Here is a 13,758-nt window from a genome sequence, read left to right on the forward strand (position 1 = left end):
GGTTTAGTCCCCCGTGCGCTGCCCGGGGACGTCCAGACCCAGTAGCGCGTTCTCCACCACCTCCGCGAGCGCGGGGTGGATCCAGTACTGGCCGCGTGCCATTTCGTGGGCCCGCAGCCCGAAGGACATGCCCTGGACGAGCGGCTGGATCAGGTTGGAGGAATCGCGGCCGATGAGGTGTGCCCCCAGCAGCTCGCCGGTGCGGGCGTTCGCGATGAGTTTGCAGATCCCGGCGTGGTCCTCCATGGCCCAGCCGTAGGCCACGTCCCCGAAGTCCTGTTCCTTGATCGTGATCCGCTCGTCGTTCCGGGCGGCCCACTCGCGGGCCTGGACCTCGGTCATGCCCACGGACGCGATCTGCGGTTCAGTGAACACCGCGGACGGCACGTAGCGGTGATCGGTCGCGCGCAGATCCTGCGGGTGCACCACGTTGTGGGAGACCGTGCGGGCCTCGGCGTTGGCCACGTGCTTGAGCTGGTACGGGGAGCACACGTCCCCGAGGGCCCACACGCCGGTCACGGGTTCCCCGTCCGAGAGCACACGCTGGTACTCGTCCACGGCGAGCAGACCGCCACCGGTGACGTCCAGGTGGGCGGCTTCCGGGCACAGCGTGTCCGCATTGGGGACGCGCCCCGTGGCCAGCAGGACGACGTCGGCGGTGCCGTCCCAGTGCTGTGCGGAACCGTCGGAGGCCTGCGCCGACACCGTCAGGCGGCCGTCCTCGGCACGCTCGATCCCGGAGAGCGTCCACCCGAGTTGCAGGTCCCACTGTTCGGCGGCCTCGCGCGTGAAGCGTTCGGCGATCGTGTCGTCGTGTTCGCGCAACAAGCGCTGCGAACGGTTGAGCTGGGTCACGGAGGCGCCCAGTCCGCGGAAAACGTGGCAGAACTCGGCGGCCACGTACCCGCCGCCCACCACGATGACGTCTCGGGGGAACTCGTCCAGGCGCATCACGGTGTCCGAGGTGTGCACCCCGGGCAGGTCGGTACCCAGCACGTCGGGGATGCTGACCCGCGAACCGTTGGCCAGCACGATCTCATCGGCGGTGATCCGCTGCCCGGACTCGGTCTCGAGGACCTTGGGTTCCACGAAGTGCACGTACTCCTGGATCACCGTGACGTTGTCGAGCGACTCGCGGTACTGCAGCCCGTTCTTGGAGATCGCGTCGATCCGGGCGAAGATGCGATCCCGCATGCCGGGCCAGTCCACACCCTCGATCACGGCGTCCAGGCCCAGCCGTATGGCGTCCCGCGCTTGGTCCCCCACGGTGGCCGGGTACGCGTACATCTTGGTGGGGATGCACCCCACGTTCAGACACGTCCCCCCGAACCGGCCGGGTTCCACGATGGCGACGTCGAGGTCCGCGTACTCGTCTGTAAGGATGGAGTTGCCGGAGCCGGAGCCCACGATGATCAGGTCGAAAGAACGCATGTGCCCCATCCTAGGCCGCTGCCCCGCGCGTCCGAGGACAGGCGGGGCGGCGGGATCCGTCACTCGGGGTCGATCACCAGCACCAGGTCCCCGCCGCTGACGTGCGCGGTGTCCGCAAGTGCCACGCGGGAGACCGTGCCCGAGACCGGCGCAGTGATGGACGCCTCCATCTTCATGGCCTCGATCGTGGCCACTGAGTCCCCCGCGGCGACCTTTGCCCCCTCGGAGACCGTGACCGTGACCGCACCGGCGAAGGGTGCCGCCACGTGCCCGGGCTTGGATGTGTCCGCCTTCTCGGTCTCCACGGCCTGGGACTTCACCGACTCGTCGCGGATCTCGAGCAGGCGCAGCTGACCGTTGAGGGTCACCATGACCGTGCGCATCCCCTTCTCGTCCGGTTCGGAGATCGCCTGCAGGGTGACCAGCAGCCGCACCCCCTTGCCGAGCGAGATGACGTGCTCGTGGTCCTGTTTCAGCCCGTACAGGAAGTCGCGGGTGTGCAGGAGGGAGATGTCCCCGTACTTGGTGCGCGAGTTCTGGTAGTCGCGCGTGGGGCCGGGGAAAAGCAGCCGGTTCAGGGCCGCGCGGCGCACCTCGCCCGGCTGGGCGAGCTCCTCGAAATCCTTCTCCGAGAGCTCCTCGTCCGCCAGGTGCACGGTGCGTCCCTCCAGCGCCTTGCTGCGGAACGGTTCCGGCCAGCCCGCGGGCGGGGTGCCGAGCTCGCCGGCGAGGAAGTTGATCACGGAGTCGGGGATGTCGAACTTGCGGGGATCGGCCTCGAACTCGGCGGGGTCCACGTCCATGCCCACGAGCTGCAGGGCGAGGTCGCCCACCACCTTGGACGACGGCGTGACCTTGACCAGGTGCCCCAGCATCCGGTCCGCGGCGTGGTACATGTCCTCGATCGCCTCGAACTTCTCCCCGAGCCCCAGCGCGATGGCCTGCTGGCGCAGGTTTGAGAGCTGCCCGCCCGGGATCTCGTGGCGGTACACGCGGCCGGTGGGCCCGGTCAGCCCGGACTCGAAGGGCTTGTAGATGGAGCGCACCACTTCCCAGTAGGGCTCCATGTCGCTCACGGCATCCAGGTCAAGTCCGGTGTCCCGGTCCGTGTTCTCGAGCGCGGCCACGAGCGCGGAGCCCGAGACCTGGGACGTGGTGCCGGCCATGGACGCGGATGCGGCGTCGACGGCGTCGACCCCAGCCTCCGCAGCGGCGAGCAGCGTGGCGAGCTGCCCGCCCGCGGTGTCGTGGGTGTGCAGGTGCACCGGCAGGTCGAAGCGCTCGCGCAGGGCCGCCACGAGACGCCGCGCGGCCTCCGGGCGCAGCAACCCCGCCATGTCCTTGATCGCCAGGATGTGCGCGCCGGCGTCCACGCACTGCTGAGCGAGGTCCAGGTAGTAGTCGAGCGTGTAGACGTTCTCCTGCGGGTCGAGCAGGTTGCCCGTGTAACACAGGGCCACCTCGGCCACCGCGGTGCCCGTGGCCCGCACCGCCTCGATGGCCGGGCGCATCTGCTCGACGTCGTTGAGCGCGTCGAAGATCCGGAAGATGTCGACGCCGGTCTCGGCCGCCTCCGCGACGAACGCGTTGGTCACCTCCACCGGGTACGGCGTGTACCCCACGGTGTTGCGCCCGCGCAGCAGCATCTGGATGGGGATGTTCGGCATCGCCTCGCGCAGCAGCCGCAGCCGCTCCCACGGGTCCTCCCCCAGGAAGCGCAGCGCGACGTCGTACGTGGCACCGCCCCAGGCCTCGACCGAGAGCAGCCCCGGCAGCAGGTGCGCGTACGCGGGTGCCGCTGCGAGCAGGTCGCGGGTGCGCACACGGGTGGCCAGCAGGGACTGGTGGGCGTCACGGAACGTGGTGGACGTCACTGCGAGCGGTTCGTAGTTCCGCAGGGTGCGCGCGAAGCCCTCGGGCCCCTGCTCCTGGAGCACCTGGCGCCAGCCGGAGGGCACCTCGTGGGAGGACGGGCCGTCGAACGGGCTGCGGAAGGGTTCGTCCCGCTTGTCCCCCGGGTAGTGCGGGAGCTTGTCGCGCGGGTCCATGCCGTCGATGCGCTCGCCGTGGGGCTTGTTGACCGTCACCTCCGCGAGGTAGTTCAGCGCGCGGGTGCCGCGGTCCGCCGAGCCCTTGCCCTTGAGCAGGTCCGGGTGGTTCTCGATGAAGTCCGTGGCCACGTCCCCGGCCAGGAAGTCCGGATTGTGCAGCACGGCCTGCAGGAACTGGATGTTGGTAGCGATCCCACGAATGCGAAACTCGGCGAGCGCGCGGCGGGCGCGGTGCACCGCGGTGGTGTAGTCGCGTCCGCGGCACGTGAGCTTCACGAGCATCGAGTCGAAGTGCGGGGAGATCTCCGCGCCCGCGTAGAGCGTGCCGCCGTCCAGGCGCACACCGGCGCCACCGGCGGAACGGTAGGCCGAGACCTTCCCCACGTCCGGGCGGAAGTCGTTGGCGGGATCCTCCGTGGTAATCCGGCACTGCAGGGCGGCCCCGCGCACGCGCAGCGCGTCCTGCGAGATGCCCAGGTCGTCCAGGCTCTCACCGGCGGCGATGCGCAACTGGGACTGGACCAGGTCCACGTCCGTGATCTCCTCGGTCACGGTGTGCTCCACCTGGATCCGGGGGTTCATCTCGATGAACACGTGCTGCCCCGCGCGTTCCCCCGCGGTGTCCACGAGGAACTCCACGGTGCCCGCGTTGACGTAGCCGAGCTCCCGGGCGAACTTCACCGCGTCCCGGTGCAGGGCGTCACGGATCTCCTCGTCCAGGTGCGGTGCCGGGGCGATCTCGATGACCTTCTGGTGCCGGCGCTGCAATGAGCAGTCCCGTTCGAACAGGTGCACGATGTTGCCCTCATTGTCCGCGAGGATCTGCACCTCGATGTGCCGCGGACGCAACACGGCCTGCTCGATGAACACGGTGGGGTCACCGAACGCGGTGTCCGCCTCGCGCATCGCGGCGTCGAGCGCTTCCGCCAACTGTTCGGGCTTCTCCACGCGCCGCATCCCGCGGCCACCGCCACCGGCGACCGCCTTGACGAACACCGGGAAGCCGATCTTCTCCGCGGCCTCGATCAACGTCTCCTTGTCCGAGGAGGGGTCCGAGGACTCGAGCGTGGGGATGCCCGCGCGCCGCGCGGCCCGCAACGCCTCGACCTTGTTCCCGGCGAGTTCCAGGATCTCGGCGCGCGGACCCACGAACGTGATGCCCTCCGCCTCGGCCGCGCGCGCCAGGTCCGGGTTCTCGGACAGGAAACCGTAGCCCGGGTAGATGGCGTCCGCCCCGGACTCCTTGGCCACGCGCACAATCTCGGCCACGTCCAGGTACGCGCGGACCGGGTGACCCTCCTCCCCGATGTGGTAGGCCTCGTCCGACTTCTGGCGGTGGATCGAATTGCGGTCCTCGTACGGGAAGACGGCAACGGTCTTGGCGCCGAGTTCGTACGCCGCTCGGAACGCGCGAATGGCAATCTCGCCGCGGTTGGCCACCAGGATCTTGGAGAACATGACTACCGTTTCCGCACGCGGCGCCCTGTGGGGCCCGCGCACTGGGTGAGGAGACGACTACCGGGACAGCTTACGTGAGCCGCGCCTCGGCAGGGTAGCCCGGATGTCGTGTCCCCTGTGCCGGTCCAGACAACATCCGCCGCTCGTGGTGACATCTACAGCTCATGATGACGACGCCGCGCGGCACCGCCCTACCCGGCTCGCGACGTGCGGTGATCCACCCACTAGCATGGAACAGGCTGGTGGGCAGCCCCCATTTCAGGTGACAGAAGGGTGATCCGTGCAGATCGTCAGCATCAGCAGCCTCAAGGGCGGGGTGGGCAAGTCCTCCGTGGTCCTGGGGTTGGCCTCCGCCGCTCTCGAAGCACACGTCCCCACGCTCGTGGTGGACCTGGACCCCCACGGCGACGCCTCCACGGCGCTCGGCGTCCACGCCCGCCCGGGGCACGAGGTGGGCACCGTGCTGCGCCGCCCCCGCAAGGGTGCACTGGCCTCCGTGGCCACGGCATCTTCGTGGACCAAACATCCCATCACCCCGCACACCGTGCCCGCGGGCCCGGGCGCCCCTGCCGACGGGTCATCGACCGGGGACGGCGCACGAGCCGTGCTGGACGTGGCACCGGGCTCCGCGGCGTCGTCGCACCTGGACCACGCCGCGTTCCGGACCAAGGACCTCAAGCGTCTCGAGACCGCGCTGCGGGGACTGGCCCGCTACGAGCTCGTGCTGATCGACTGCCCGCCCACCCTGAGCGCGCTGACCCGCATGGCGTGGGCCGCGTCCCACAAGGTGCTCTCCGTGGCCGAGCCGTCCCTGTTCTCCGTGGCGGGCACCAAGCGCACCATGACGGCGCTCGCGCAGTTCGAAACTTCCCGGATCTGGGCCGTCCCGGAGGCCGGGGTGGTGATCAACCGCGTGCGCGACGACTCGGTCGAACAGCGTCACCGCATGCGGGAACTGCAGGAGTTGTTCGGACCGCTCGTGGTGGATCCCGTGCTGCCGGACCTGTCCGTGATGCAGCAGATCCAGGGGGCCGCGTGGCCCGTCCACCGCTGGCCGGGTGCCCCGGCTCAGGATCTCGCGCAGCGCTTCGGCACCATTCTGGCGGGCCTCACGCGCTGATCCCGCAACCCGCGGCGGCGGGGTGCGGTGGCGGGTCAGCCCGCGTTCTTCTTGCGACGGCGCGCGCGCCGGGCGGACAGCTCGTCCTCCGGGAACGGATCCGCGGCGGGGGCCCCGTCCAGGCTCGTGTGTTCGCCCGGCATGGAGGCCAGCGTGCCCTCGACCTCGCGCCACACCCGACCCACCGCGATCCCGAACACGCCCTGACCGCCCTGGACCAGGTCGATGACCTCGTGGGGGGACGTGCATTCGTAGACGCTCGCGCCATCGGACATGAGCGTCAACCGCGTGAGGTCCTCGATGTTGCGCAGCCGCAGCGCGCCCACCGCCGAGCGGATCTGCTGCAGGGAGACACCGGTGTCGAGCAGGCGCTTGACGACCTTGAGCACCAGGATGTCCCGGAAGCTGTAGAGCCGCTGCGACCCGGAGCCCTTGGCGCCGCGCACGGTGGGTTCCACGAGATCGGTCCGGGCCCAGTAGTCGAGCTGGCGGTACGTGATCCCCGCGGCCTTGCACGCGGTGGGACCACGGAAGCCCACGGTCTCGTCGTAGCCGCCCAGATTGTCAGTGAACAACATCTCCTGGGTGCCGCCGGCGAGGGAAGATGCGCGCAGCCGTGCCGCGTCCAGCGGCAGCTCCGGATTGCTCAAGCGTCCTCCTCGTGCGTGGGTGGGGGTGTCCGATCCCCCGGACACGGGCACCAGCGCGCTGATGCCTCCTCGACGGTAAACCCACGGGTGGAGCGGGTCAAAGACATTGCCCACGGGCGGGCCCGTGTCGTCAGCCTACCCGCACGGGGCCCTGACGGGGTGGAATCAGGACTGGAAATCGTCCGGATCCACGTGGTCCAGGAAATCCCGGAATTCCCGGACCTGGGCCTCGGCCTCCTGCGGCTGGTCCCCCGTCTGTTCCCGCAGCTCCCCGTCCGGGCTGAGCACCAGACCGGCCTCGTCCAGCACGGCCGCGGCGCACAAGATGGGGCACGACGTGCGCGCGGCGATCGCGAGGGCGTCCGAAGCGCGGGCGTCCACCACGGTGCCGTCGTCGAAGGAGATGGCCGCGTGGAACACCGTGTTCTCCACCGTGTGCACCACGACGTCCCGCACGCTGCGCCCGAGCTGGTCCACCACGGACAACAGGAGGTCGTGTGTGAGGGGGCGCGGGGGCTCGATGCCCTGCAGCGCGAACACGATGGACGTGGCTTCGTTGGTCCCCATCCAGATGGGTAGACGCCGGGCGCCCTGGAGTTCGCGCAGCACGACCACGGGCTGGCCCGTGGGCACGTCCATGCGCACCCCGGCGATCTCCATGCGCACGTTCGGGCTCATTGCGCGCTCCCGTCCGTGTCCGGCGAGGCGAACGGTTGCACCGTCTCCTCCACCTGCGAGGTCACAAGCGCGGTCATCACGGTGAGGCACAGCGAAGCGATCTCTCGAGCCCGCTGCACGGCCCTCCGCCGCGTCTCGGGGTCCCTGCGGTTGCGCAACGGTGAGATGCTGCCCTCGACCAGGGCGATCACGCGCTCCGAGGCGCCCCGCAGCACCCGCAGGTGCCGCGGTTCGATCCCGTACCCGTTGAGCTTGCCCGCCGCCGCGGCCACGGTAAGTGCGTGGCCGTCAAACGCGCCGACCCGTTCCACGAGCAGGCCGTGGTTGAGCAGTTCCCGCAGCAGCGGCACGTCCGTGCCCGACCGCGCCGCGAGCTCGCGCAGGGTGTACCGCCGACCGCCGTCCGGAACCGGTGAAGTGGGTTCGGGGTCGACGCCGTCCCCGGAGCGTCCGGTCCCCGGTTCCTGCCGCTCGGTGTCCTGCGCGGGATCCTCGCCCCGGTCCAAGCGGTCACGGATGACCCGCAACGGGAGGTAGCGCTCACGCTGCAGCGTCAACACGGTCTCCAACCGGGCGACGTCCTCGTGGGAGTACTTGCGGTACCCCGAGGCGCTCCGCAACGGGTGCACGAGTCCCTGGTCCTCGAGGAAGCGCACCTTGGACGCGGTCAGTTCAGGGAACTGCGGCTGCAATCGGCGCAGTAACGCCCCGATACCCACCCGCGGGATCTGCGGTCGTTCGGAATCAGGCATGGAGCGCGTCAGGAACCGTTCTGCACGGAGTGGTAGTACGTAAACCGGAACTTGCCGATCTGGACCTGGTCGCCGTTCTCCAGCACCTTGGTGGCGACCCGGTCACCGTTGACGTAGGTGCCGTTGAGGGAGGACTGGTCCACTGCCTCGAACGTACCGCTGCGTCGGATGAACTCCACATGACGGCGGGACACCGTGACGTCGTCCAGGAACACCGAGCACGCCGGGTGACGACCCGCGACGATCTCGTCCCGGTCCAGCAGGAACCGGGCACCGGTCAGCCCGCCGTTCGTCTCCAGCAGCAGCGCGGAGCCCGGGGGCAGGGAGGCCACCGCGTTCTGCTCGCTCTCGGAAAGTTTGTGGTGAGCGGCATGGGCCAGCACATCCCCCACGATCTGGATGGATGTGGTCTCCGGACCCGCCTGGGTACCGGATTTCTCATGGTTCGACATCAGGGTTCCCTCACCTCACGTGAAGTTGGCGTATTCAGTCCAGCAACTGCTGGTAAGCATCGGCGTCCAATAGCTGCCCGGTGGCATCCGAGGAGTCCACGCGCACGGTGAACAGCCAGCCGGATCCGTACGGGGACTCGTTGAGCGCGCCGGGGTTGTCCACGAGGTCGTCGTTGACGCTCACGATCTCGCCGCTGACGGGCGCGAAGAGATCGCTCACGGACTTGGTGGACTCGATCTCCCCCACCACGTCCCCGGCGGAGACGGTGTCCCCGACCTCCGGTAGCTGGACGAACACGACCTCGCCCAGTTCGTTCTGTGCGTGGTCCGTGATGCCCACGCGGAAAGTGTTGTCCTCGTGGAGGTCCTCGACCCACTCGTGTTCTTCGGTGTACGCGAGTTCCGCGGGAATGTTGGTCATGTCGGTCAGTTTAGGGCACGACTCACGCAGTCGGGTTCATCACACGTGCGCGTGTGCAGCGCGCCGGTATTAGCTGAACGGCCTACGAGGTTCAGGCGCGCTCACGCGGCGCTCAGCCGGTACCGCCCCGGCGGGTGTATTTTGACCCCGTGCCCATCACCGAGGCCCTCCGCCAGGCCGCGTTCCGCGCGCGCACGCACGGGTCCAGGATCCCCCGCGCCGTCCCCCTGAGCCGACGACGCCGCGATCCGCTGCACCTGCACGAGCTCACCCCTGCCCGGTCCGCACGGATCATCGTCACGGCCTTCCTGATGGCGGTGCTCACGGGCACCGCGCTACTCATGCTGCCCCCAGCCACCACGGCTCCCGGGGGCACGGACGTGCTCACGGCGGCGTTCACCGCGACTTCCGCGTTGTGCGTGACCGGCCTGGTCACGGTGGACACCGCGACCTACTGGACGCCATTCGGTCAGGTGGTCATCATCTGTCTGATCCAGGTGGGTGGCCTGGGTGTCATGACGTTCACGACCATGCTGGGGATCCTGCTGGCCCGTAAATTCGGCCTGTCCTCCCGGTTGCTCGCCAACGCGGAGACGAAATCCCGCGGCGGAGCGCGCAAGGTGGTCGCACGCATCGTGGCGACCACCGCCGTGATCGAGAGCATCGCGGCGCTCATCCTGTTCCTGCGGTTCTGGGGCCACTACCACTACCCGCCGGGCACCGCCCTAGCCCACGCGGGGTTCCACGCCGTGTCCGCGTTCAACAACGCGGGATTCGCGCTGTACACGCTCAACGTCATGGACTTCGCGGGCGACGCCTGGATCCTGCTCACGCTCGCGGCGTGCGTGATCCTGGGCGGGCTAGGCTTCCCGGTGCTCTACGAACTGCGCCGCCACATCCGGGTGCCCCGGCGCTGGAGCATGAACACCCGGCTCGTGCTGCTCGCGACCCCCGTGCTGCTCGCGGGAGGCACGCTGTTCCTGCTGATGCTCGAGTGGAACAACCCGGGCACCCTGGGCGGCCAACCGCCCGCGGTCAAGCTGCTCAACGCGTTCTTCCAGTCCACGATCTCCCGCACCGCGGGCTTCAACAGCATCGACATCGGTCACATGCACCCGGTGTCGTGGCTCGGGATGGACATCCTGATGTTCATCGGCGGCGGCCCCGCGGGCACGGCCGGTGGTCTCAAGGTCACGACGTTCGGGGTGCTGTTCTTCGTGGCCCTCACCGAAATCCGGGGTGGCGCCGCGGTACCCGTGCTCGGCAAGCAGCTCTCCCGCTCCGTCCAGCGCGAGGCCATCACGGTCGTGGTGCTCGCGACCGTGGCGGTGATCGGTGGCACGATGCTCATCATGCTCACGGACACCGGCCTGGGCCTGGACCGTGTCCTGTTCGAGTCCGTCTCCGCGTTCGCGACCGTGGGACTGAGCACGGGGATCACCCCCACGCTCGCCCCGTTCGCGCAGTGGGTGCTGATCGCCCTGATGTTCACGGGCAGACTCGGCCCGGTCACCGTGGCCGCGGCCATCGCATTCGGCCGCCGCCCACCCCGTTACGAACTGCCCAAGGAACGACCGCTCATCGGATGAGCCCGGGCCCCGCCCGCGCCACCCGTGGACCCGGTGCTCGACGACCACGACCCACGAAGGAAGCCCCATGTTCGGACCCCACCCCGCCGCGTCTTCTCGCAACGCCATGGCCAACGCCGTGGTCGTGATCGGGCTGGGCCGCTTCGGCGGTGCCCTGGCCACGGAACTGATGCGCAACGGCACGGACGTGCTGGGCGTGGACATGGACGAGACGGTGGTCCAGCGCTTCAACGGCAAGCTCACGTCCGTGGTGCGCGCGGACGCCACGGACGAGGACGTGCTGCGGGAGCTGTCCGTGGACGAGTTCGACCGCGCGGTCGTGGGCATCGGTTCGGACATCCAGGCGAGCATTCTCGCGGCGTCCCGGCTCGTGAAGTTCGGGTGCCCCGCGATCTGGGCCAAGGCCATCACGGAGCCCCACGCGGAGATCCTGACCCAGATCGGCGTGCAGCACGTGGTCAATCCCGAGAGCGACATGGGCACGCGTGCCGCGCACCTGATCCAGCACCGGATCCTGGACTTCGTGCCCATCGACGCGGACTACGCCCTGGTGCGGTGCACCCCGCCGGAACCCATCCAGCAACGACCCATGGACCTGCTCAACGTGCGGCGTCGGTTGGGGGTCTCGGTGGTGGCCGTGTGCCGCCCGGGCGGTCAGTGGGAGCCCATCGAACCCGGCACCATGCTCTACGACGACGACCAGATCCTCGTGACCGGGCCCACCGCCAAGGTAGAGCACTTCTCGAACCTGACCTGAGGGTGTTCCTATAGGAACCGAGTCAGTCGGCGCAGCTCACGGGCCGTGGCCGCGGGAGCGCCGTCGGGGCGCACGAGGGCGTCGAGGCGGCGGCGCAGTGCGGCGTCGTCGCACTCCAGGCCGATGGCCACGACCCGGGACCGCGCGGGCTCGTCGGAGGGCCGTGACACCCGGTCCACCGAGACGTATCCCGCCACGGAGTGCGCCACGAACCGGCGGATCCCCCGGCCCGCGGCGACATCCACGATCGCCTTGATCCGGTGGACGGACGCGGGCGGGTCCTCGAGCAGCTCGGCGAACGCCGCGGGGTCCACGACCGAGGGCGCGTCCAGGGCCGTGGCGCGGTGGTGGACGTGGTGGTCGTGGTCGGGGGCCCGGCCGAACTCCCACAGCGCGAGCTGGCCGCCCTCGGGTACGGGGTGCTCGGCGGCGTCGAAGAACAACCGGGGATCGGCCGCCCCGTGGGGCGCGTCGATGACGAGCGCATGCGGATTGGCGTGCGCGATCCGTTCGCGCACCGCGGCGGTCTCCCGGGGATCGGCGAGGTCGGTCGTGGTCAGCAGCACGACCGCTGCGGCCTTGACGTGCTGCGCGAGGTCCCAGCCGCTGGCCTCCGCGAGCGCCACGCGGGCCACGGCGATCACCTCGACGAGCCCGCCGAAGCGTACGTCGCGCACCTCGCTGCCCAGGACCATATGGATGAGCCCCGGGGGCTCGGCGATCCCGGAGCCCTCGATCACGACCGCGTCGAGCTCGAGGGAGGGCCGGGACAGCGCACGCAGGGCGTCGTCGAGCTGGCGGGGGTCCTCGATGCAGCACAGGCACCCGCCCGCGATCGACACGGGTTCGGCAACGTGCCCCGCCACGAGCGCGGCATCGACATTCACGTCCCCGAAGTCGTTGATGATCACACCGATTCGCGCGCCGCCGGTCGCGAGGAAGTGGTTGAGCACCGTGGTCTTGCCGGAACCCAGGTAGCCGGTGAGGATCAGGACGGGAAGCGAGCTCGGCATGGGTCCATGCTTATCAGTCCGCGAGCATGTCCCGCACGAGGGGCGCAACACGCGTGCCGTAGAGCTCGATGCTACGCATGAGCTTTCCGTGGGACAGCGGGCCCGTGGAGATCTTCAGGTCGAAGCGCGAGGCACCCAGGGCCCGCATGCCCGCGGCGATCTTACGGGCCACGGTCTCGGGAGATCCCACAGCCATGGACCCGTGCTCCACCTCCTCCAGGAAGGACTCCTCGGTGGGTGCGGGCCACCCGCGCTCGGCTCCGATGCGCTCGGTGGAGATCGTGTAGGGGCGGAAGAACTCCTCGCGGGCCTGCTCGTCGGTGTCGGCGACGTACCCGTAGGAGTGGTAGGCCACGGGGTTGTCGGAATGGCCGAACTCGGCGAGCGCGCGGCGGTAGAGGTCGCTGAACGGCGAGAACCGCTCCACGGGCCCGCCGATGATCGCGAGCATGAGCGGGAGGTCGTAGTGCGCGGCCCGCACAACCGACTGCGGGGAACCACCCACCGCGATCCACGTGGGCAGCGGTCCGTTCTCGAGCGGCGGGTAGAGGCTCACGTCCCGCAGGTCCTGGGTCAGCGTGCCCTTCCAGGTCACCGGCTGACTCGTGCGCAGCGCCGCGAACAGCGCGAGCTTCTCCTCGAACAGTGCCTCGTAGTCCTGCAGGTCGTATCCGAACAGCGGAAAGGACTCGGTGAACGAGCCGCGGCCCAGCACGACCTCAGCCCGCCCGTGGGACAGCGCGTCCAGCGTGGCGAAGCGTTCGTAGACGCGCACCGGGTCGTCCGAGCTGAGCACCGTCACCGCCGTGCCCAGGCGCAACCGCTCGGTGCGCGTGGCGATCCCGGCGAGCACGACGTCCGGGGCGGAGATCGCGAAGTCGTCCCGGTGGTGCTCCCCGATCCCGATCGAGTGCAGCCCCACCTGATCCGCGAGCACCGCTTGCTCCACCACGTTGCGGACGGTCTGCGCGTGCGAGACGGGGCGGTCGTCGTCGTCCCACGTGACGTCCCCGAAGGTGTCGATTCCCAGTTCAACGGCCATGCCACGCACAACATTGTGGACACGTCAGCTATTCCGGTGGCGGCCCCTGCGGGTGGCCGGTCGCTTCCCCACCCCGCGGGCTCTTGCTAGGCTCGATCGCGATGCCCACGTTCCCGATCGCCACCGCCGCGCGCCCGCACGCCGTCCCTCGCGGCAGCGTGTCACCCGGTCTGCTCGTCCGATCCGTGGGTACGAACGGCCAGGTGTCCTCGTGGGGCGCCAACCAGGCCGGCGCACCGCCGTCGGCCGCCGCCCACTGATCCGGAGCCGTTGCCGGCGCTCGTGAGCGCCCATACCGTCCTCCGGCCCGCTCTGACCTCATGTCACCCCGGACCTAGGTGGAC

The 13,758-nt window shown here is 69.6% G+C and carries 13 protein-coding genes; 4 read left to right on the forward strand and 9 right to left on the reverse strand.

All coding sequences use genetic code 11. The features are described 5' to 3' along the window. Positions 1 to 3: 3 nt before the first annotated feature. Both ACW9PK_RS00930 and ACW9PK_RS00935 read right to left on the reverse strand, forming a co-directional pair. On the reverse strand, positions 4 to 1,431 hold the full coding sequence (locus ACW9PK_RS00930; protein ID WP_457016251.1) for a mycothione reductase: 1,428 nt from the start codon (positions 1,429 to 1,431) through the stop codon (positions 4 to 6). Positions 1,432 to 1,490: 59 nt separating this feature from the next. Next, positions 1,491 to 4,940 carry a pyruvate carboxylase gene (locus ACW9PK_RS00935; protein WP_457016252.1) on the reverse strand — a complete coding sequence of 1,150 codons (3,450 nt, stop codon included), beginning with the start codon at positions 4,938 to 4,940 and terminating at the stop codon, positions 1,491 to 1,493. Positions 4,941 to 5,220: 280 nt separating this feature from the next. Here ACW9PK_RS00935 and ACW9PK_RS00940 point away from each other — a divergent pair, with 280 nt between their 5' ends. Beyond that, positions 5,221 to 6,060 (forward strand): ParA family protein, encoded by an 840-nt coding sequence (locus ACW9PK_RS00940; RefSeq protein ID WP_085105896.1) that lies wholly within the window; start codon positions 5,221 to 5,223, stop codon positions 6,058 to 6,060. A 35-nt stretch (positions 6,061 to 6,095) separates the two neighbouring features. Here the strand turns inward: ACW9PK_RS00940 and ACW9PK_RS00945 are convergent, their stop codons facing one another. The 5 genes from ACW9PK_RS00945 to gcvH all read right to left on the reverse strand — a co-directional run bounded on the left by ACW9PK_RS00945 (position 6,096) and on the right by gcvH (position 9,013). Then, complete coding sequence (locus ACW9PK_RS00945) at positions 6,096 to 6,638, reverse strand: MerR family transcriptional regulator (protein WP_064845778.1); 543 nt, start codon at positions 6,636 to 6,638, stop codon at positions 6,096 to 6,098. A 237-nt stretch (positions 6,639 to 6,875) separates the two neighbouring features. Then, positions 6,876 to 7,388 carry a bifunctional nuclease family protein gene (locus ACW9PK_RS00950; RefSeq protein WP_144996895.1) on the reverse strand — a complete coding sequence of 171 codons (513 nt, stop codon included), beginning with the start codon at positions 7,386 to 7,388 and terminating at the stop codon, positions 6,876 to 6,878. After that, entirely contained in the window at positions 7,385 to 8,140 is a 756-nt protein-coding gene (gene ftsR / locus ACW9PK_RS00955; RefSeq protein ID WP_457016253.1) for a transcriptional regulator FtsR, read from the reverse strand. Before ftsR ends, ACW9PK_RS00950 begins: the two co-directional genes overlap by 4 nt. An 8-nt stretch (positions 8,141 to 8,148) precedes the next feature. Next, entirely contained in the window at positions 8,149 to 8,592 is a 444-nt protein-coding gene (locus tag ACW9PK_RS00960) for an FHA domain-containing protein (protein WP_064845760.1), read from the reverse strand. A 34-nt stretch (positions 8,593 to 8,626) separates the two neighbouring features. Next, on the reverse strand, positions 8,627 to 9,013 hold the full coding sequence (gcvH, locus tag ACW9PK_RS00965) for a glycine cleavage system protein GcvH (protein ID WP_457016254.1): 387 nt from the start codon (positions 9,011 to 9,013) through the stop codon (positions 8,627 to 8,629). 149 nt (positions 9,014 to 9,162) lie between these two features. Here gcvH and ACW9PK_RS00970 point away from each other — a divergent pair, with 149 nt between their 5' ends. Together ACW9PK_RS00970 and ACW9PK_RS00975 are read left to right on the forward strand one after the other, a co-directional pair. Further along, positions 9,163 to 10,602, forward strand: coding sequence for a TrkH family potassium uptake protein (locus ACW9PK_RS00970; protein WP_457016255.1), 1,440 nt, complete (start codon positions 9,163 to 9,165; stop codon positions 10,600 to 10,602). Between the two features lie 67 nt (positions 10,603 to 10,669). Then, positions 10,670 to 11,359 (forward strand): potassium channel family protein, encoded by a 690-nt coding sequence (locus tag ACW9PK_RS00975; RefSeq protein WP_085105893.1) that lies wholly within the window; start codon positions 10,670 to 10,672, stop codon positions 11,357 to 11,359. 8 nt (positions 11,360 to 11,367) lie between these two features. Here the strand turns inward: ACW9PK_RS00975 and ACW9PK_RS00980 are convergent, their stop codons facing one another. Then, positions 11,368 to 12,372 (reverse strand): CobW family GTP-binding protein, encoded by a 1,005-nt coding sequence (locus tag ACW9PK_RS00980; protein WP_368835187.1) that lies wholly within the window; start codon positions 12,370 to 12,372, stop codon positions 11,368 to 11,370. Positions 12,373 to 12,385: 13 nt separating this feature from the next. Further along, a complete protein-coding gene (locus ACW9PK_RS00985) occupies positions 12,386 to 13,414 on the reverse strand; it encodes an LLM class flavin-dependent oxidoreductase (protein WP_457016256.1) in 1,029 nt (342 codons plus the stop codon). 101 nt (positions 13,415 to 13,515) lie between these two features. Between ACW9PK_RS00985 and ACW9PK_RS00990 the strand changes: the two genes are divergently transcribed. Continuing rightward, on the forward strand, positions 13,516 to 13,674 hold the full coding sequence (locus ACW9PK_RS00990) for a hypothetical protein (RefSeq protein ID WP_156960875.1): 159 nt from the start codon (positions 13,516 to 13,518) through the stop codon (positions 13,672 to 13,674). Positions 13,675 to 13,758: the final 84 nt, after the last annotated feature.

Source organism: Kocuria sp. MNB10, assembly GCF_054073685.1.

What these genes read in the sequence shown, in the direction of transcription:
- ftsR (WP_457016253.1), bottom strand. Translation starts at nt 8,140, where the DNA reads ATGCCTGATTCCGAACGACCGCAGATCCCGCGGGTGGGTATCGGGGCG.
- ACW9PK_RS00945 (WP_064845778.1), bottom strand. Translation starts at nt 6,638, where the DNA reads ATGTTGTTCACTGACAATCTGGGCGGCTACGACGAGACCGTGGGCTTC.
- ACW9PK_RS00930 (WP_457016251.1), bottom strand. Translation starts at nt 1,431, where the DNA reads ATGCGTTCTTTCGACCTGATCATCGTGGGCTCCGGCTCCGGCAACTCC.
- ACW9PK_RS00985 (WP_457016256.1), bottom strand. Translation starts at nt 13,414, where the DNA reads ATGGCCGTTGAACTGGGAATCGACACCTTCGGGGACGTCACGTGGGAC.
- gcvH (WP_457016254.1), bottom strand. Translation starts at nt 9,013, where the DNA reads ATGACCAACATTCCCGCGGAACTCGCGTACACCGAAGAACACGAGTGG.
- ACW9PK_RS00990 (WP_156960875.1), top strand. Translation starts at nt 13,516, where the DNA reads ATGCCCACGTTCCCGATCGCCACCGCCGCGCGCCCGCACGCCGTCCCT.
- ACW9PK_RS00960 (WP_064845760.1), bottom strand. Translation starts at nt 8,592, where the DNA reads ATGTCGAACCATGAGAAATCCGGTACCCAGGCGGGTCCGGAGACCACA.
- ACW9PK_RS00935 (WP_457016252.1), bottom strand. Translation starts at nt 4,940, where the DNA reads ATGTTCTCCAAGATCCTGGTGGCCAACCGCGGCGAGATTGCCATTCGC.
- ACW9PK_RS00975 (WP_085105893.1), top strand. Translation starts at nt 10,670, where the DNA reads ATGTTCGGACCCCACCCCGCCGCGTCTTCTCGCAACGCCATGGCCAAC.
- ACW9PK_RS00950 (WP_144996895.1), bottom strand. Translation starts at nt 7,388, where the DNA reads ATGAGCCCGAACGTGCGCATGGAGATCGCCGGGGTGCGCATGGACGTG.
- ACW9PK_RS00980 (WP_368835187.1), bottom strand. Translation starts at nt 12,372, where the DNA reads ATGCCGAGCTCGCTTCCCGTCCTGATCCTCACCGGCTACCTGGGTTCC.